The 18073-nt window shown below is 72.2% G+C and carries 15 protein-coding genes and 1 tRNA gene; 9 read left to right on the forward strand and 7 right to left on the reverse strand.

Going from position 1 to position 18073, the window contains the following annotated elements:
• Nucleotides 1-36 precede the first annotated feature (36 nt).
• The 3 genes from GA0070611_RS22745 to GA0070611_RS22755 all read right to left on the reverse strand — a co-directional run bounded on the left by GA0070611_RS22745 (nucleotide 37) and on the right by GA0070611_RS22755 (nucleotide 2108).
• The gene (locus GA0070611_RS22745; RefSeq protein WP_091667712.1) at nucleotides 37-843 is read right to left on the reverse strand and encodes a WecB/TagA/CpsF family glycosyltransferase; all 807 of its coding nucleotides are present in this window, start codon (nucleotides 841-843) and stop codon (nucleotides 37-39) included.
• A complete protein-coding gene (locus tag GA0070611_RS22750; RefSeq protein WP_091673297.1) occupies nucleotides 840-1913 on the reverse strand; it encodes an NAD-dependent epimerase/dehydratase family protein in 1074 nt (357 codons plus the stop codon). Before GA0070611_RS22750 ends, GA0070611_RS22745 begins: the two co-directional genes overlap by 4 nt.
• 109 nt (nucleotides 1914-2022) lie before the next feature.
• Nucleotides 2023-2108, reverse strand: a tRNA-Leu gene (locus GA0070611_RS22755).
• A 209-nt stretch (nucleotides 2109-2317) separates the two neighbouring features.
• Here GA0070611_RS22755 and GA0070611_RS22760 point away from each other — a divergent pair.
• Genes GA0070611_RS22760 through pknB form a run of 7 tightly spaced genes read left to right on the forward strand, consistent with a single transcriptional unit; the run spans nucleotide 2318 to nucleotide 11247 of the window.
• Complete coding sequence (locus GA0070611_RS22760; RefSeq protein ID WP_091667715.1) at nucleotides 2318-3106, forward strand: FhaA domain-containing protein; 789 nt, start codon at nucleotides 2318-2320, stop codon at nucleotides 3104-3106.
• A gap of 6 nt (nucleotides 3107-3112) precedes the next feature.
• The gene (locus GA0070611_RS22765; protein ID WP_091667718.1) at nucleotides 3113-3601 is read left to right on the forward strand and encodes an FHA domain-containing protein FhaB/FipA; all 489 of its coding nucleotides are present in this window, start codon (nucleotides 3113-3115) and stop codon (nucleotides 3599-3601) included.
• Nucleotides 3598-5013: a PP2C family protein-serine/threonine phosphatase gene (locus tag GA0070611_RS22770; protein ID WP_091667721.1), complete on the forward strand. Its 1416-nt coding sequence runs from the start codon at nucleotides 3598-3600 to the stop codon at nucleotides 5011-5013. The genes GA0070611_RS22765 and GA0070611_RS22770 overlap by 4 nt, the downstream gene beginning before the upstream one ends.
• Nucleotides 5014-5041: 28 nt before the next feature.
• The gene (locus GA0070611_RS22775) at nucleotides 5042-6529 is read left to right on the forward strand and encodes an FtsW/RodA/SpoVE family cell cycle protein (RefSeq protein WP_091667724.1); all 1488 of its coding nucleotides are present in this window, start codon (nucleotides 5042-5044) and stop codon (nucleotides 6527-6529) included.
• On the forward strand, nucleotides 6526-8031 hold the full coding sequence (locus GA0070611_RS22780; RefSeq protein WP_091667727.1) for a peptidoglycan D,D-transpeptidase FtsI family protein: 1506 nt from the start codon (nucleotides 6526-6528) through the stop codon (nucleotides 8029-8031). Before GA0070611_RS22775 ends, GA0070611_RS22780 begins: the two co-directional genes overlap by 4 nt.
• Nucleotide 8032: 1 nt before the next feature.
• Nucleotides 8033-9442 carry a serine/threonine-protein kinase gene (locus GA0070611_RS22785; protein ID WP_091667731.1) on the forward strand — a complete coding sequence of 470 codons (1410 nt, stop codon included), beginning with the start codon at nucleotides 8033-8035 and terminating at the stop codon, nucleotides 9440-9442.
• Nucleotides 9439-11247 (forward strand): Stk1 family PASTA domain-containing Ser/Thr kinase, encoded by a 1809-nt coding sequence (pknB, locus tag GA0070611_RS22790; RefSeq protein ID WP_091667738.1) that lies wholly within the window; start codon nucleotides 9439-9441, stop codon nucleotides 11245-11247. Before GA0070611_RS22785 ends, pknB begins: the two co-directional genes overlap by 4 nt.
• Before the next feature lie 59 nt (nucleotides 11248-11306).
• Here pknB and GA0070611_RS22795 read toward each other — a convergent pair whose 3' ends face one another.
• Genes GA0070611_RS22795 through GA0070611_RS22810 form a run of 4 tightly spaced genes read right to left on the reverse strand, consistent with a single transcriptional unit; the run spans nucleotide 11307 to nucleotide 14926 of the window.
• A complete protein-coding gene (locus tag GA0070611_RS22795; protein WP_091667742.1) occupies nucleotides 11307-11957 on the reverse strand; it encodes an aminodeoxychorismate/anthranilate synthase component II in 651 nt (216 codons plus the stop codon).
• 4 nt (nucleotides 11958-11961) lie between these two features.
• Entirely contained in the window at nucleotides 11962-12234 is a 273-nt protein-coding gene (locus GA0070611_RS22800; RefSeq protein WP_091667746.1) for a hypothetical protein, read from the reverse strand.
• 2 nt (nucleotides 12235-12236) lie between these two features.
• Nucleotides 12237-14123, reverse strand: a complete 1887-nt coding sequence (locus tag GA0070611_RS32005; RefSeq protein ID WP_231921193.1) for a class E sortase — start codon at nucleotides 14121-14123, stop codon at nucleotides 12237-12239.
• Nucleotides 14120-14926 (reverse strand): DUF881 domain-containing protein, encoded by an 807-nt coding sequence (locus tag GA0070611_RS22810; protein WP_091667749.1) that lies wholly within the window; start codon nucleotides 14924-14926, stop codon nucleotides 14120-14122. The genes GA0070611_RS32005 and GA0070611_RS22810 overlap by 4 nt, the downstream gene beginning before the upstream one ends.
• Before the next feature lie 231 nt (nucleotides 14927-15157).
• Between GA0070611_RS22810 and GA0070611_RS22815 the strand changes: the two genes are divergently transcribed.
• Both GA0070611_RS22815 and GA0070611_RS22820 read left to right on the forward strand, forming a co-directional pair.
• A complete protein-coding gene (locus GA0070611_RS22815; protein ID WP_091667753.1) occupies nucleotides 15158-15421 on the forward strand; it encodes a cell division protein CrgA in 264 nt (87 codons plus the stop codon).
• A 397-nt stretch (nucleotides 15422-15818) separates the two neighbouring features.
• Nucleotides 15819-18017 carry a (Fe-S)-binding protein gene (locus GA0070611_RS22820; RefSeq protein WP_091667756.1) on the forward strand — a complete coding sequence of 733 codons (2199 nt, stop codon included), beginning with the start codon at nucleotides 15819-15821 and terminating at the stop codon, nucleotides 18015-18017.
• Nucleotides 18018-18073: the final 56 nt, after the last annotated feature.

Here is an 18073-nt window from a genome sequence, read left to right on the forward strand (position 1 = left end):
TCACCTCCCGGTGGCCGCCGGACGTCGTGTCGGGCCTCAGACGTCGAAGGTGGCGGGGCGCCCACCGGCCGGTGCCGGCGCGGTCGCCTTCCACAGGCCGGTCTTCTGGGCGGCCAGCCGGGCCAGGTAGGCCGGGTTGAGGATGACGTAGCGCCGCCAGAGCCGCTTCGGCTCCAGGCCGAGCCGCCAGAACCACTCCAGCCCGGCCCGCTGCATCCACGGTGGCGGGTTGCGCAGCAGGCCGGCGTGGTAGTCGAAGGCCGCCCCGACGGCCATCAGCGGCATGTCCAGCAGCGGCCGCATCGCGTACGCGAAGACCTCCTGCCGGGGGCAGCCGAGTCCGACCAGGACGAGCCGGGCACCACTGGCCTTGATCCGGTCGGCGATCTCCACGTCCTCGCCCGGCTGGACGGCCCGGAACTTGGACGGCTCGACCCCGGCGATCTTCAGCGCCGGGAACTTCCGCTCCAGGGCCGGGACCAGCCGGGCCAGCGTCTCCTCGGTGGAGCCGTACAGGTAGACCGGCAGGCCCTCCTGGGCGAAGCGGGCCAGCACCCGCAGGGTCAGCTCCGGGCCGTAGACCCGGTCGGTGAGGCCCGCGCCGTGCAGCAGGTTGAGCGCCCACCGCACCGGCTGCCCGTCGGGCGTGACCACGTCGAAGGAGTTGAGCCGGGCGTTGTGCGCCGGGTCGAGCACCCCGGTCATCACCCCGTGCACGGCCAGCGCGGTCAGGGCCAGCGGGCGCCGCTCGTGCGCCGCCGCGACGACCGCCTCGGTCGCCCCGGCGTAGTCGGTCGCGTCGACGCAGACGCCGAGCACGTTGCGCTTGGTGCCGGTGGTCATGCCTTCGGCACCCACTTGTCGACGTTCGCCTCGTAGATCTCGCGGAGGATCATCGGCACGTCGTAGGTCATCTTCCAGCTCGGGTAGTGCTCCTCGAACCGGGCCATGCTGCTGATGTACCACTGGTGGTCGCCGGTGCGGGCCTGCTCGACGTAGTTGACCTTCGCCTCGCGGCCGGCGATCTGCTCGGCGATCCGGAACGCCTCGATGTGCGAGGTGTTCGAGTGCCGGCCGCCGCCCAGGTTGTAGACCTGCGCCGAGCGCGGCTCGCGGAAGAACGCCTCGAAGGCGGTGAGCACGTCCCGGGAGTGGATGGCGTCCCGGACCATCTTGCCCTTGTAGCCGAAGAGGTTGTACGTCCGGCCCTCCATCACGCAGCGCATCAGGTACGCCAGGAAGCCGTGCAGCTCGGCCGCCGAGTGCGCCGGGCCGGTCAGCGTCCCGCCCCGGAAGCAGGCGGTCCGCATGCCGAAGTACCGGCCGTACTCCTGGACCATCACGTCGGCGGCGACCTTCGACGCGCCGAAGATCGAGTGCAGCGACTCGTCGATCGACATGTCCTCGGTGATGCCCTGGTACCACGGGTGGTCCTCGGGCAGCTCGTACCGGGTCTCCAGCTCGACCAGGGGCAGGCTGTTGGGGCGGTCGCCGTACACCTTGTTGGTGGAGCAGTGGATGAACGGCGCCTCGATGGCGTGCCGGCGGGTGTTCTCCAGCACGTTGAGCGTGCCGCCCGCGTTGACGTCGAAGTCGGTGTACGGCTCCTTGGCGGCCCAGTCGTGGCTCGGCTGGGCGGCGCTGTGGATCACCACGGAGATGTCGGCGCCGTACCGCTTGAAGACCTTCTCCAGGCCGTCCCGGTCGCGGATGTCCACGGCGTGGTGGGAGTACGCGGTGCCCAGGTCGGCGGCGAGCCGGTCCAGGCTCCAGGCGGTCGAGCCGTCCTCACCGAAGAAGTACCGGCGCATGTCGTTGTCGATGCCGACGACGTGGAGACCGAGGCCGGCGAAGTGCCGGGCCGCCTCGGATCCGATCAGACCGCCCGAGCCGGTCACCAACGCGACACTCACACGCCACTCCTGGTCCATGGGAGGCAGGGAAACGAATCGGAGCATAGCGTGTGACATCTGGCATGCCCCGATATGCCGCGAGGGCCCCGCTGTTGCGGAGCCCTCGTGATGGTGGGGAAGGGGGGAGTTGAACCCCCACGCCCTTTCGGGCACACGGACCTGAACCGTGCGCGTCTGCCATTCCGCCACTTCCCCGTGGCCTGACCTCGAACACCGTATCTCATCCCGCTCCCGCCGTCTGCAGCGGGTGCCGGGACATATTACGCTGTCCACGGTCATCGCCACGAGCGATCACCGTTCGTGGCGGACGAAACTCTAGCACGGCTCTCGGGCCGCCAACGAACGGGCCGCCGGCAGCCGGCCGAGCGGCATGTGAGCTGCGGAGGCGGTGTCCGGATACCATCATTCCCTCGGGACCCGAGGAGGAGCCGGTGAGCGTGCTGCAACGCTTCGAAAAGCGTCTGGAAGGCCTGGTCGAGGGGGCCTTCGCCAAGGTCTTCAAGGGGGTCGTGCACCCCGTGGAGATCCTCAACGCCATGCAGCGGGAGGCCGAGGCGCACAAGGCCATCCTGGCCGGCGGGCGCACGTTGGTGCCCAACCGCTACGTGATCGATCTCTCGCCGTACGACCACAGTCGGTTGGCGCCCTACGCTGCCGCGCTGGCCCAGGAGCTGGCCCAGTCGCAGGCGGAGTTCATCGGCGAGCAGGCCTGGACGGTCTACGGCGACGTGATCGTCGAGATCGAGCGCGGCGAGGGGCTGGACACCGGCATGTTCCGGGTCACCGCCGAGGTCTACACCGGTGGCGACGTCGCCCCGGTCTCCGCGCCCGGTGGCTACGACGCCGGCCCGGCCTACCCGGCGTACGACCAGGGTGGCGGCTACGGCCCGCCGCCGGGGCACGGCGGTGGCCGCAACGTCCGGCTGGTCTCCGGGGACGGGCGCACCTACCCGCTCCAGATGGGCTCGACCGTGATCGGCCGCGGCGACCAGGCCAACCTGCGCCTGCCCGACGTCGGCATCTCGCGGCGCCACGCCCGGCTCGACTTCGACGGCGGCCAGGTGGTCCTGACCGACCTGGGTTCCACCAACGGCACCATGGTCAACGGCCAGCGCGTCTCGGCCGTCGCCCTCAACCCGGGCGACATGATCCAGCTCGGCACCACCACCCTGACCTTCCGCGTGGACGGCTGACCCGCGTTGCCGGAACTCGTCATCACCGTCGCCCGGTTCGGGTTCCTCATCCTGCTGTGGATCTTCGTGTTCACGGTGGTCGGGGTGATCCGCCGGGACCTCTTCGCGGGGGCGCGGTCGAACCGGCTGGTGGCCGCGCCCCGTGCGGTCGGCGCCCCGGCCGCCGGGCCGGCGGCGAAGCCGGCCAAGGCGAAGCGGGGTCGCGCCGCGCACCAGCTGGTGGTCACCGCGGGCCAGCTCGCCGGCACCCGGATCACGCTGGGCGAGGCTCAGATCACCATCGGGCGGGCCGAGGATTCGACGTTGGTGATCACCGACGACTACGCCTCGGCGCGACACGCCCGGCTCGTGCCGCGTGACGGGCAGTGGTTCGTCGAGGACCTCGGTTCGACTAACGGCACCTACCTGGATCGCGCTAAGGTCACCGGACCAACCCCCGTCCCCCTCGGCGTGCCGATCCGCATCGGCCGCACTTCCCTCGAATTACGGCCATGACTCTGACCCTGCGCTACGCGGCCCACAGCGACCGCGGTCTGATCCGAGACGGCAACCAGGATTCCGTCTACGCCGGGCCGCGGCTGCTCGCCGTCGCCGACGGCATGGGCGGCATGGCCGCCGGTGACGTCGCCAGCAACATCGTCATCGGTGCCATGGCGCCACTCGACGAGGACGTCCCCGGTGACGCCCTCGTCGACGCGCTGCGTTCGGCCGTGGGCACCGCCAACCAGCAGCTCCGCGACACCGTGGACGCCAACCCCCAGCTGGAGGGGATGGGCACCACGCTCACCGCGACCCTCTTCTCCGGCAGCAAGCTGGGGATGGTCCACATCGGTGACTCGCGGGCCTACCTCCTGCGCAACGGTGAGTTCGCGCAGATCACCAAGGACGACACGTACGTCCAGATGCTCGTCGACGAGGGCCGGATCAGCGCGGAGGAGGCGAGCAGCCACCCCCAGCGCTCGCTGCTCACCCGGGCCCTGGACGGCCGCGACATCGACCCGGAGTACAGCGTCCGCCAGGTGCTCCCCGGCGACCGGTACCTGATCTGCTCCGACGGCCTCTCCGGCGTGGTCAGCGCGGAAACCATCGCCGACACCATGCGGGAGTACACCGACCCGCAGCAGTGCGTCGAGCGCCTGGTGCAGCTCGCCCTGCGCGGCGGCGGCCCGGACAACATCACGGTGATCATCGCCGACGCCACCGACCACGACATCGTCGAGGCGTCCCCGATCGTCGGCGGCGCCGCCGCCCGCGACCGGGGGATGGCCACCTCGGCCGACGTCTCCACCCCGGCGGCCCGCGCCTCCGCGCTCTCCGCCCCCCGGGCGGCCGTGCCCGAGGAGCCGGCGGACAACCGCGACGACGAGCCGGAGCCGCGCCGGCACCGGCCGCTGCGGACCGCCGCCATGCTGCTGGCGCTGCTGGTCATCCTCGGCGGTGGCCTCTTCGGTGGGTGGAGCTACACCCAGCGGCAGTACTACGTCGGTGCGACCGAGGAGGGTCAGCTCGCGGTCTTCCGCGGGGTGCCGGGCCAGATCGCCGGCCTCGACCTCTCCAGCGTGCACAGCACCAGCGAGGCGAAGCTGGACGATCTCACCCTGGCCGCCCAGGAGAAGATCAAGCAGGGTATCCAGGCCCGGAGCGAGCCGGACGCCGAGCGGCGGTTGGCCGAGCTGACCACCGACGACCCGACCAACCCGAACCTGAAGCCGCTCTGTCCGCCCAGCCCCACGGCCGCCGCCGCGAGCCCGACCCCGACGGTCGGCGTCACGCCGGTCGCCCCGTCCGGCAGCGCCGTCGCCACCCCGCCGGCCAGCGGCACGCCCGCGCCGACCACCACGCCCGACGCCGTCCCCTCCGACACGGTTCCGCCGGTCGACCCGGCCGGCTGCCGGTCGCCGGAGTGAACGTCGGCTCGACCTCGAGGACGTATCCGTGACCGCAGCCGCCGTACCGGCAGCCTCGCCCGCCTCGACGGGCGAGCAGCCCGGCGTACGTCTGGCCCGGTCCCGACGTAACGCCGAGCTGTCCCTGCTCCTGCTCGCCATGGTCCTGGTGGCGGCCTACTCGGCCACCATCGAGGCGAACGTGCTGGACACGGTCACCCCGGACTTCTGGATCCCGGCCGCGACGCTGGGCCTGGTCTTCGTCGGCCTGCACCTGGTGATCCGCTGGCTGGCACCCTTCGCCGACCCGGCGCTGCTGCCGGCGGTCGCCCTGCTCAACGGCATCGGCGTGGGCTTCCTGCGCCGCTACGACCTGGCCCAGGCGGCGCCGGAGGAGCGGGAGAACCTGGCCACCTTCGCCGGCACCGGCGGCCGCCAGCTCGCCTGGACGCTCGCCGCGGTGATCCTGGCCGCCGCTCTGCTGGCGATCCTGCGGGACCACCGGTCGCTGTCGCGCTACGCGTACACGCTGGGGCTGGCCGGCATCGTGCTGGTGATGATCCCGGCGGTGCTGCCGAACCGGTTCTCCGAGATCAACGGCGCCAAGCTGTGGATCCGCTTCGGCGGGTTCCAGATCCAGCCGGGTGAGTTCGCGAAGCTGGCCCTGCTCACCTTCTTCGCCTACTACCTGGTCCGCAAGCGGGAGGTGCTGTCGCTGGCCAGCCGCCGGCTGCTCGGCATCGACTTCCCGCGCGGGCGGGACCTCGGCCCGGTGCTGGTGGTCTGGATGATCAGCATCCTGGTGCTGGTCTTCGAGAAGGACCTGGGCACCTCGCTGCTCTACTTCGGCATGTTCGTGGTGACCCTCTACGTCGCCACCGAACGGGTCAGCTGGCTGCTGATCGGCCTGCTGCTGTTCTTCGGCGGCGCCTACCTCGCGTACGTGCTGGGCGGGACGATCGGCGGTCCCTTCGCCAACTTCTACCTGCGCGCCGAGATCTGGCTCGACCCGTTCGGTGACCCGTACAACAAGGGCTACCAACTGGTCCAGGGCCTGCTGACGCTCGGCACCGGCGGCCTCTTCGGCGCCGGACCGGGCGGCGGGCAGCCGACCCTGCTGCCCGAGGTGCAGACCGACTTCATCTTCGCCGGCATCGGCGAGGAGATCGGCCTCTTCGGCCTCTCCGCCCTGCTGGTGGTCTACCTGCTGATCGTCGAGCGGGGGCTGCGGGCCGCGTTGGCGGTGCGCGACTCGTTCGGCAAGCTGCTCGCCGGTGGCCTGGCCTTCACGCTCGGCCTCCAGGTCTTCGTCATCGTCGGCGGCATCAGCAAGCTGATCCCGCTGACCGGGCAGACCACCCCGTTCCTCTCCGCCGGTGGCTCGTCGCTGATGGCGAACTGGCTGCTCATCGCGATCCTGCTGCGGGTCTCCGACGGTGCCCGCCGCCCGGTGACCGGGGGCGGCCCGGCCGCGCGGCCCGCCGGCGGGCCGCCGGAACAACTGCACGGTGCTCCCACGGAGGTGATCCGGCCGTGAACGCACCCCTGCGCCGCGTCGGCGTGGTCGTGATGATCCTGTTCGGGCTGCTCTTCGCGAACCTGAACTGGATCCAGGCCTACAAGGCCGACGAATACCGCAACAGCGACTACAACGGCCGGGTCCAGGTCGCCGAGTACGAGCGCAAGCGCGGCAACATCGAGGTCGGCGGGACCGCGTACGCGATCAGCAAGGACACCGGCGGCAAGCTGCGCTTCCTGCGCACCTACCCGAGCGGTGAGGTGTACGCCCACGTGCTCGGCGCCAAGCCGGTCAACGGCAGCGACTTCGGCATCGAGCGGGTCGAGAACGACTTCCTCGCCGGCACCAGCGACCAACTGATCGCCAACCGGGTGAAGGACATGTTCACCGGCGAGGAGACCGGCGGCGGCAACGTGCTGCTGACCCTCTCCAAGCGGGCCCAGCAGACGGCGTACAAGGAACTCCAGGGCAACAACGTCGACGCGACCAAGGGCGCGGCGATCGCCATCGACCCGCGTACCGGGGCGGTGCAGGCGCTCGTCTCCATGCCCAGCTTCGACCCCAACCCGCTGGCCAGCCACGACACCACCGCGGCCGGCGCGGCGTACAACAAGCTCGACAAGGATCCGGACCGCCCGCTGGCCAACCGGGCGCTCGGCGAGACGCTGCCGCCCGGCTCCACCTTCAAGATCGTGGTGGCCGCCGCCGCCCTGGAGAACGGCGTCACCCAGCAGACGAAGATCCCGGCCGGCGAGTCCTACACCCCGCCGACCTCCGGCGCGCCGATCCGCAACGCCGCTCCCTCGATCTGCCCCGAGCCCCAGGTGACCCTGCTGGACGCGGTCACCGAGTCCTGCAACACCGGCTTCGCCCAGCTCGGCGTGAAGCTCGGCGCGGACAAGATCAAGGAGAAGGCCCGCCAGTTCGGCTTCGAGCAGGAGGACCTCACCGTCGGCCAGCTCAACGAGGGCGGGCTGGCGGTGGCGGCGAGCCGTACCGGCGACATGGCCGCCCCCGGCGGCGCGACCGACCCGGCCGCCCTGGCCCAGTCCTCGATCGGCCAGCGGGACGTCCGGATGACCCCGTTGCAGGGCGCGCTGATCGCCGCCTCGGTCGCCAACGGCGGCAGCCAGATGCGGCCGTACCTGGTCAAGCAGTTGCTCGCCCCGGACCGCACCACCAGCTACTACACCGCCAAGCCGCGGGAGCTGCGCCGCCCGGTCAGCGGGCCGGTCGCCAAGGACCTCCGCGACATGATGGAGAGCGTGGTCGAGAAGGGCACCGGGCAGACCGCCGACATCGACGGGTACGTCGTCGGCGGCAAGACCGGCACCGCGCAGTCCGGGCCGAACACCCCCGACCACGGCTGGTTCATCGGCTTCGCCATGGACAAGAACGGCACCCCGCTCTCCGCGGTCTGCGTCGAGCTGGAGCGGGCCGGCCCCGGCGGCAGCCGCGAGGCGGCCCGGATCGCCGGCAAGATCATGGCCGCCGCCATCGCCGACTCGGGGGGCCGCTGACATGCTCAGCCCCGGGGTGCAGCTCGGCAACCGCTACCGCCTCGACGAGCGGATCGCCAGCGGTGGCATGGGCGACGTGTGGCGCGGCACCGACCAGGTGCTGGGCCGTACGGTCGCGGTGAAGAGCCTGCTCCCCGCCCTGCTCGACGAGCCCGGCTTCGCCGAGCGGTTCCGTGGCGAGGCGCGCACCATGGCCACCATCAACCACCCCGGCGTGGTCGACGTCTACGACTTCGGCAGCGACCAGCACATCGCCTTCCTGGTGATGGAGTACGTCGAGGGGGACGCGCTCTCCGCCACGCTCAGCCGGGTCGGCCGGCTCACCCCGGCCCGCACCATGGCGCTGCTGGCGCAGGCCGCCGACGCGCTGCACGCCGCGCACGAGAAGGGCATCGTGCACCGCGACGTGAAGCCGGGCAACCTGCTGGTCCGGCCCAACGGCACGCTGGTGCTCACCGACTTCGGCATCGCCCGCTCCGAGCTGGTCGGCCAGCTCACCGCCGCCGGCTCGGTGCTCGGCACCGCCTCGTACATCTCGCCGGAGCAGGCCACCGGCGCGGTCGCCACCCCCGCCTCCGACGTGTACGCGCTCGGCGTCGTGGCGTACCAGTGCCTCGCCGGCCGGCGCCCGTTCGAGGGGGACAATCCGCTCGAGATCGCCATGAAGCACGTCCGGGAGACCCCCCGGCCGCTGCCCTCCGACATCCCGCCCCAGGTCAAGGCCATCGTCGAACGGGCGCTGGCGAAGGACCCGTCGGCCCGCTGGCCCAGCGCCGCCGCCCTCGCCGGGGTGGCCCGGCAGGCCAAGCAGGCGCTGTCCCAGCAGGCCCGCTCCGGTGGACAGATCGGTCCGATCTCCGGCGTACCCGCCTCTCCGGCCGGTCCGTCGGCCCGTGCCCAGGTGCCGGCCACGCCACGCCCGCCGGCGTCCGCGGTGTCCCGGGCCCAGGTCCCGGCCGCGGCCCGGCCGCAGCCGCGCCCGCCCGCGGTGGCCGCCCACCCGCCGGTGACGTCCCGCCCCCCGGTGGCGACGCCGACCCCGCAGCCCCGGCCGCCGGTGGTGGCGCCGCGCGGTGCGGCGGTCGTCCCGCCGCCCCGGCAGCAGCAGCACCCGTACCCGTACGCCCGGCCGGTCGCGCCGCCCCCGGCCCCGCGCCGGTCCCGGTCCGGCCTGTGGGTGACCGCGATCCTGGTGGCCGTGCTTGTCCTCATCTGTTCCGGGGTGATTTCGTACTACTACAACAACAGGGCCATCGGTGAGCCCGGAGAGCCCGCGGCGGTGAGCGTGACCTCCGGCGCGGTGCGGGCCCACGGAGGCGACTATCTGGTCCGGACGTCGTACCGTCGTGGGGTACGACTCCAGCCGGCTGGCGGCGAGACGACGACGAGCGAAGGACGAGAGACGCGATGACAGCGCAGGCCCGCCTGCTCGGTGGCAGGTACCAGGTCGGCGAGCTGCTCGGCTACGGCGGCATGGCGGAGGTGCACCGTGGTCGCGATCTCCGGCTCGGTCGGGATGTCGCGATCAAGATGCTCCGGGCCGACCTGGCCCGGGACGCCACCTTCCAGATGCGCTTCCGCCGGGAGGCGCAGAACGCCGCCTCGCTGAACCACCCCGCCATCGTCGCGGTGTACGACACCGGCGAGGAGACCGCGGCGACCGGCGAGACACTGCCGTTCATCGTGATGGAGTTCGTCAACGGGCGGACCCTCAAGGAGGTGCTGGGCGCCGAGGGGCGGCTCCAGCCGCGCCGGGCGCTGGAGATCTGCGCCGACATGTGTGCGGCGCTGGAGTTCAGCCACCGGCACGGCATCATCCACCGGGACATAAAGCCGGGCAACGTGATGCTCACCCAGACCGGCCAGGTCAAGGTGATGGACTTCGGCATCGCCCGGGCGCTGGCCAGCGGCGCCACCACGATGACGCAGACCAGCGCCGTCATCGGTACGGCGCAGTACCTCTCTCCCGAGCAGGCACGCGGCGAGGCGGTCGACGCCCGCTCCGACGTGTACGCGGCCGGCTGCGTGCTGTTCGAGCTGCTCTGCGGGCACCCGCCGTTCGTCGGCGACAGCCCGGTCAGCGTGGCGTACCAGCACGTACGGGAGCAGCCGCCGACGCCGAGCACCATCAACCCGGACGTCAACCCGGCGGTCGACGCGATCGTGCTGAAGGCGCTGTCGAAGAACCCGTTGAACCGCTACCAGAGCGCCGGCGAGATGCGGGCCGATCTGCTCCGCGCCGCCGCCGGCCGGCCGGTGATGGCCACCCCGGTGATGCCGGTCGACGAGACCGCCGCGATGGCCCCGGCCGCCGCCGGCGGTTACCAGACGCAGGTGATGGGCCCGCAGACCCGCCAGCAGGCGCCGGCCCGGGTGGGCGACCCGCGCAAGCGGAAGAGCTCGTCCTGGGTGATCGCCACCTTCGCCGCCGTCGGCGTGCTGGCGGTGATCGCGCTGGCCGCCGCCCTGATGCTGAACCAGAAGGGCAACGACACCGTGCGGGTGCCGGCGGTGCAGGGCAAGAGCCAGGCGGTCGCCTTCCAGGAGATCCAGAACGCCGGCCTCACTCCGATCATCGGCGATCCGGTGCAGAACGCCACCTGCGACAAGGGCCTGGTGGTCAGCCAGGACCCGCAGCCCAGCGCCACGTTGGAGAAGGGCCGGACCGTCACCGTCTCGATCTGCGGCGGCCCGAAGATGGTCACCGTTCCCCGGCTGACGGGCAGCAGCTTCGACGCCGCGAAGGATCGCCTGGACGAGCTGAAGCTCACCGCCGTGCGCAAGGACGTGGACAGCAGCAGCCCGGCGGACCAGGTACTCAAGGTGAACCCGGACGAGGGCCAGTCGGTCGCGGAGGGCTCGAAGGTGACGCTCGAGGTCTCCAAGGGCAACGTGAACGAGGTCCCGCCCGTCCTCGGCTACACCGAGGAGCAGGCGAAGAAGCGGCTGACCGACGCCGGTTACGACGTGCGGGTCAAGGCCGGCGACGAGGTGACGCCCGACAAGGCGGGCAAGGTGAGCGACCAGAACCCGAAGGCGGGCGAGAAGCTGGCCAAGAACAAGACGGTCACCATCTTCGTCGACTTCGCCGCGCCGGAGCCGACGGGTTCGCCCAGTTCGCCCGCCCCCACCGTCACGCCGACGACTCCGGGCGGTGGTAACGGTGGTGGCCTGCCGCTGCCGACGGCACCACCCGTCAGACTGAACGAACAGTGACACGGCGAGGCCCCGACTCCGGTCGGGGCCTCGCTTCTTCTCCGACTTCCGGGTCTGGCTCAGGCGGCGGCGAAGGCGGCCCGGCGACGGGCGTCGACCTCGGCGGCCAGCTCCGGGGCGCGGTCCAGCGCCGCCGGGTAGCCGCAGCCGGCCAGCCAGTTCGCCAGCATGAGGTGCCCGCCCTCGGTCAGCACCGACTCCGGGTGGAACTGGACGCCCTCGATCGGCAGCGTCCGGTGCCGCATGGCCATCACCACGCCGGAGTCCGTCCAGCCGGTGACCTCCAGCTCCTCCGGCAGCGTCTCGGGCAGCACGGCGAGGGAGTGGTACCGGGTGGCGGTGAACGGGTCGGGCAGGCCGGCCAGCACCCCCACCCCGTGATGGCGTACCTCGGACGTCTTGCCGTGCAGCAGCTCCGGTGCCCGGGTCACGGTGGCGCCGAACGCCTCGCCGATCGCCTGGTGGCCGAGGCAGACGCCGAAGAGCGGCAGCTTGCCGGCGTACTCCCGGATGACGTCGAGGCAGATCCCGGCCCGGTCCGGGCTGCCGGGCCCGGGCGACAGCAGTACGCCGGCCACGCCCACCCGGCCGACCTCGGCGACCTCGATCTCGTCGTTGCGTCGGACCTCGCAGTCCACCCCGAGCTGGCCGAGGTACTGCACCAGGTTGAAGACGAACGAGTCGTAGTTGTCGATCACCAGGACACGCATCGGGTCACCTGTTCTTGGTGGGCGGAGCGTTGTTCGTCTCCGTGCTGTACGGGATCTCCTCCGCGCTGGGGCTCACGCTCGGCACGGTGAGGCCACCGTCCTCGCCCGGCACGTCGGAGTCCTGGGTGACCTGCACGTCGTCGAAGGGCAGCAGCGGCTCGGCCTTCGGGAAGACCACGAACCAGAGCAGCGCGACGGTGGCCGAGGCGAGCAGCACCGACCCGATCAACTTCCCGGCCAGGCCGAACGGCAGCTTGCGCCAGATCCAGGCGTACATCGTCAGCCCTCCAGCTCCGGCGGCCGACCCGCCGACTTGGCCAGGACGTGGTCCAGCCGGGCATGGATGATCAGCCGCTGGTAGTTGTCGAACTTGGGGTTGCAGGTGGTGAGGGTGAGCAGCTTCTCGGTCGGCTTCGCACCCGGCTCGCCGGGCACCGGCGCCACCACCTCGACCTGGCTCGGCTTGACGATGCGCTGCTGGTAGACCTTGTAGACGAGCCACTCGGTCTGCGACTCGACCACGATGTCGTCGCCGGGGTTCAGCTCGTCCAGCCGCCAGAAGGTCGCCCGGATCCGGTGCCCGGCAACGGCGAAGTTGCCGACCTGGCCCGGCAGGGCGCTCTTCGGGTAGTGACCCGGGGCGTACCGGATGTCGTTCGGGGTGACGCCCTCGACCACCACCCAGTGCTTGTCGAGCTTCGGGATGTAGAGCCCGGCGACGGGCTTGCCCTCGGCCGGCGCGGTGGGCTTCGGGGTGGGACCGGTCGGCGCGACCGTCGGGTCGCCGCCCCATTCCTGGGCGAGCTGGCTGCTCAGGTCGTTCTGGTGGGCGTCGACGATCACCGACTTGCCCCAGATCTCGTACCCGGCGAAGAGGAGCACGACCAGGCCGAAGGTGATCAGCACCTCGCCGGTGACCCGGATCCCGGTACGCAGCCGGGAAGCGACGGTGGGCCGGGTGAGCTCGGAGTAGACGCTCTTGTACCCCTCGCCGGTCTGCTCGGGCCGGAGCTGCACCACACGCTCGCCGCGCCGGGGGCGGGGCGGCTCGGCGGGTGCCTCGACGGGCTCGTCGCCGCCGCCGTCCCGCACCGGCGGCACGGCGCCCATCAGCGCTGTCGAGTCGAGGGCCGGGCCCGGCGGGCGGCCGGTGACGGCCGGGAGCACGGTGGTCGCCGCCGGGTCCGCTGCGGTGGCACCCGCGGGCAGGCGGCCGGCGCCCGTGGTCTTCGCCGGCACGGGACCGTCGCCCGCCGGACGTCCGGGTCCGTCCCCCGGAGGTACGCCCGGTCCCGCCGGGCGCGGCGGGCCGGCGGGCGTACCGGCCCCGGGGCGGGTGGGCGGCGGGCCGCCGGCCCCGGGGCCGGTAGCACGGGTCCGGTTGTCCGTCGGCGCGGCGCGGTTGTCCGGCCGGCCGGGGACCTTCGGGATGATCGCGGTGGGGGCGTCGCCCGGAGCGGCCGGTCGTACCCCTGCGAAGGGTCCGGTCGCGGGCTGCCCGCCGGCCGGTCGGGCCGGTGCGCCGGCGGTGGCCGGGCCGCCGGCGTGCGGGCCGGCTCCGGTCGGGGCGCTCGGCCCGGACGGTTCGGCCCCGGGTGCGCGTGAGGTGGCACCGCTCGGCGCGGCGCCCTCCGGCCCGGCGGGGACGGGCCGGGTGGACGGGTGGGTGGGGACGGGTCCGGCAGCCGTCCCGGCGGGGACAGGCCCGGCGGACGGGCCGGTGGCGGGGCGGGCGTCGGCCCGGTCCGACCAGCGCGGCGGTGGCTCGGCGGGCAGCCGGCGGGGCGGACCGGCCTGGCCGGTGGGGGCCGAGGCGTCCGGTGCGGATCGCCGCTGCTCCTGGGCGGACCCGGGGCCGGGCGGCAGGTGCGGTCCGCCGGTGGGGGCCCGCCGGGGGTCCGGGCCGGCAGCGGCCGGGCGGGCGGCAGCGTCCGGGCCGGCGGTGGTCGCCGGGCGGGCGGTGCCGGCCGGGCCGGTGCGGGCCGACGGGCCCGCGGTTGCCGGCCGGTGGGCGGTGGCGTGCGGCCCGGCCGGCTCCGGCCAGGGCAGGTCGAGCGGGGGGCGTGTCGGCGGGGTCGGCTCCGGGCGCTGGACCCGGGGGATGAACGCGGTGGGATCGTCACCGTGGTCGCGGTGCCGACCGTCCCGCGGGTCCTCCGAGGTCACTGGGGCACCTTGGCCAGGCGGAGCGCGGTGGAGTCCTCGAACGCGGGCACGGTGACCCGGGAGACCGTCTCGGAGTAGCCGAGTTGGTAGTGGTCGACCGCTTCCCTGAACAACCGGACTCCCTCGGAGGCGGCGAGGGCCCGCTGGAGTGCGGCGGGGTCGCCGATAGCCACGATCTTGAAAGGAGGGGAGTACACCCGGCCGTGCAGCAGCAGGGTGTTACCGACGCAGCGTACCGCGCTGGTGCTGAGCACGCGGACGTTCATGATTGACATTGCCTCGGCACCGCCGGCCCAGAGCGCGTTCACCACCGCCTGCACGTCGCCCTGGTGCACGACCAGGTCGTCGTTGCTGGCACCCTTGGGCAGGGCCTGGTCGGCACGCAGCGGGGAGTCGTTCAGCTCGATGGTGATCCCGCTGCCGGTGAGCGCGGTGAAGCCGGCGGCCTGCCGGCTCGCGGCGGCGCGGTCACGCTGCTGCTTGACCGGGGCGTCGGTGTCGGCCAGGGCAGCGGTCTGGTCGTCGACCTCGGCGCGGAGCCGGGCGGCCTTCGCCTCGCTGGCCGCGACCTGCTCGCGCCGGTCCTCGATCAACTGGGTGAGCTGGGGACGCCGGTCCTCCCGCAGCGGGGTGCCGCCCGCGGTGGTGGCGGTGGTGGTGAAGAGCAGGCCGGCCGCGGCGGCGATCAGGGGTACGCCGATCGACCAGCCCGGGCGGCGTTGCACCGGCCGCCGGGGCAGCAGGCCGACGACCGCCCGCCGGAGGACCTTCTGCCAGGAGGCGGCGCCGGACGTGTACTCCACCGGGCGTTCCCTTTCCCGTCGTCTCGTAGTGGCCCGCGAGGACGCGAACCGGGGTGCTCGACCCGAAAAGTCCCGCCCTTTTCGGTCACTCGGTGCACCGGCCTGACCCCATTCATGGCCTGGACGGTCCGTCGGGACTACGCTAGCTGTCGAACATTATTGGCCATGGACCGTCGCCCCCGCGCCCGGTTGTCAGGCCGGACGAGGTCGTACCCCCCTCTGGAGAGCGTCGTGCCCAAGTCTCAGGTCCGCAAGAAGAAGGTGTACACCCCGCCGACGGACGTGCGTCCGACGGCGACGGCGGCGACGCGCAAGCCTAGCCCGATCTGGCTGCCGATCACCGCTGTCGCGCTGATCGTCGGTGGTATCGGCTGGCTGGTCGTGTACTACCTCTCGGAGCAGGCGTACCCGGTCGCCACGTGGGGCTACTGGAACCTCGCGGTGGGCTTCGGCGCGATGGTCGCCTCGCTCATCCTGCTCTCCCGCTGGCGCTGACCCGCCCGGCGGCTGCCGACCACCGTCGGCCGGCCGTGAGCAGTCCGGCCCGGCTCCCGCACGTCGTTCGTGTCCGGGAGTCGGGCCGTCGGCCTGCCCGTCGGTCCGGATCATCCGTGTCCACCGGCCCCGCCCGGTGGACGTACGTCACGCCACGACGCCCCTGACCGGCGCGCGCGGCCCCGTCCACCTAAGGTGTCGACAGGGCGGCGTGGCCTGATGCGAGATGACTCACGTTACTGCTGGGTAACCTTGCGCGTAGGCTGCACTGCATGACCGAGCGGAGCGAGGTCATCGGCCGGTCGGTTCGGGGTGGTGGCGGAAGGTCGCTCGTCCCCTGAGCCGTTGCCCGGTCGCCGAGCCGCTCGACCAGGCAGCAGACCGGGAGGCCAACTCGATGGGCAGCGTCCAGATCGTCACCACGATCCTCGCAGCCGCCATCACCGTCGTGGCGGTGTGGCTTGCGGTGCGCGCGGTCATGAAGATGACGGCCGTCATCCGGCTGGGGCAACCCGCGCCCGAGCGCTTCGACGACAAGGGCTCCCGCACGAAGAAGATGCTGGTGGAGACCGTCGGTCACACCCGCATGCTCAAGTGGAGCGTGGTGGGTGCCGCGCACTGGACCGTGATGGTCGGCTTCATCGTGCTGTCGCTGCTGGTGCTCGAGGCGTACTTCGAGGTGGTCACCCCGACCGGTGGGCTGCCGATCATCGGCGGCTGGACGATCTTCGGCCTGGTCACCGAGTGGATCGGCATCCTCGGCCTGATCGGCATCCTGGTGCTGATGGCGATCCGGCTGCGCAACCGGCCGACCCGGCCGGGCGGCCGCTCCCGGTTCACCGGCTCCACGATGTGGCAGGGCTACTTCGTCGAGTGGATCGTGCTGCTGGTCCTGATCTTCGGCTTCGTGATCCGCGGCTTCAAGGTCGCCACCGACCACTTCGAGTACCCGACCTGGGCCACCCCGCTCAGCCACGCGGTCGGTGCGGCGCTCCCCGCCTGGGAGAGCGGCGCGAGCATCGCCGCGCTCATCAAGATCATGATTTCGATGACCTGGCTCATCGTCATCTCGCTCAACGTCACCATGGGTGTCGCCTGGCACCGGTTCCTGGCCTTCCCGAACATCTTCTTCAAGCGCGACCCGGCCAAGCCGGCCGGCTCCGGGCTCGGCGCGCTGCGCCCGATGACCAGCGAGGGCAAGCCGCTCGACTTCGAGGAGGCCGACCCGGAGAAGGACCAGTTCGGCGTCGCCCAGGTCGAGCAGTTCACCTGGAAGGGCCTGCTGGACTTCAGCACCTGCACCGAGTGCGGCCGATGCCAGTCGCAGTGCCCGGCCTGGAACACCGGCAAGCCGCTGTCGCCGAAGCTGCTGGTGCTGAGCCTGCGCGACCACGCATACGCCAAGGCCCCCTACCTGCTGGCCGGCGGCGGCAAGGACCTGACCGGCGAGGAGAAGGCGACCGAGGCGCAGCTCGCCCACATGGACGTGCTGGCCCTGGCCGAGGCGGACCGGCCGCTGATCGGCACCGCCGAGGAGGGCGGTGTCATCGACCCGGACGTGCTCTGGTCCTGCACCACCTGCGGCGCCTGCGTCGAGCAGTGCCCGGTCGACATCGAGCACGTGGACCACATCGTCGACATGCGCCGCTACCAGGTGCTGATCGAGTCGAGCTTCCCGTCCGAGGCCGGCGTCATGCTGCGCAACCTGGAGAACAAGGGCAACCCGTGGGGTGCCCCGCAGAACACCCGCGAGGACTGGACCAAGGGCCTCGGTTTCGAGGTGCCCCGGGTCGGCGAGGTCGAGGACTTCGAGTACCTGTTCTGGGTCGGCTGCGCCGGCGCGTTCGAGGACCGGGCCAAGAAGACCACCCGGGCGGTCGCCACGCTGCTCAACGAGGCCGGCGTCTCGTTCGCCATCCTCGGCGAGGGCGAGACCTGCTCCGGTGACCCGGCCCGCCGGATCGGCAACGAGTTCGTCTTCCAGATGCTGGCCCAGCAGAACGTCGAGACGCTGAACGAGGCGTTCGAGGGCCGGGAGAAGAGCAAGCGCAAGATCGTCGCCACCTGCCCGCACTGCTTCAACACCCTGGGCAACGAGTACGGCCAGCTCGGCGGCGAGTTCGAGGTGGTCCACCACACCCAGCTCCTGGCCCACCTGGTCAGCGCCGGCAAGCTCACCCCGGTGCAGCCGGTCGACGGCGGCGTGACGTACCACGACCCCTGCTACCTGGGCCGGCACAACCGGGTCTTCGCCGCCCCGCGCGAGGTGCTCGGCGACTCCATCCAGGGCGAGCTGACCGAGATGCCGCGCAACAGCGAGCGCTCCTTCTGCTGCGGCGCCGGCGGTGCCCGGATGTGGATGGAGGAGAAGATCGGCAAGCGGATCAACGTGGACCGGGTCGAGGAGGCCATGTCCACCGGCGCGAAGACGATCGCGGTCGGCTGCCCGTTCTGCTCGACGATGCTCAACGACGGGGTCAACGGCAAGGGCGCCGGCGAGCAGGTCGAGGTCGTGGACGTCGCCAGCGTGCTGCTGCGCTCGGTCAAGCCCGAGGACGCGGCGGGCGCGAAGGAGGCGGCCGGCGCCGCCGGCTGACCACCGGCGTACGACGACGGACGCGGCACCCCGACCGGGGTGCCGCGTCCGCTTTC

This window comes from Micromonospora auratinigra (assembly GCF_900089595.1).
GTDB classification, from domain to species: Bacteria; Actinomycetota; Actinomycetes; order Mycobacteriales; family Micromonosporaceae; genus Micromonospora; species Micromonospora auratinigra.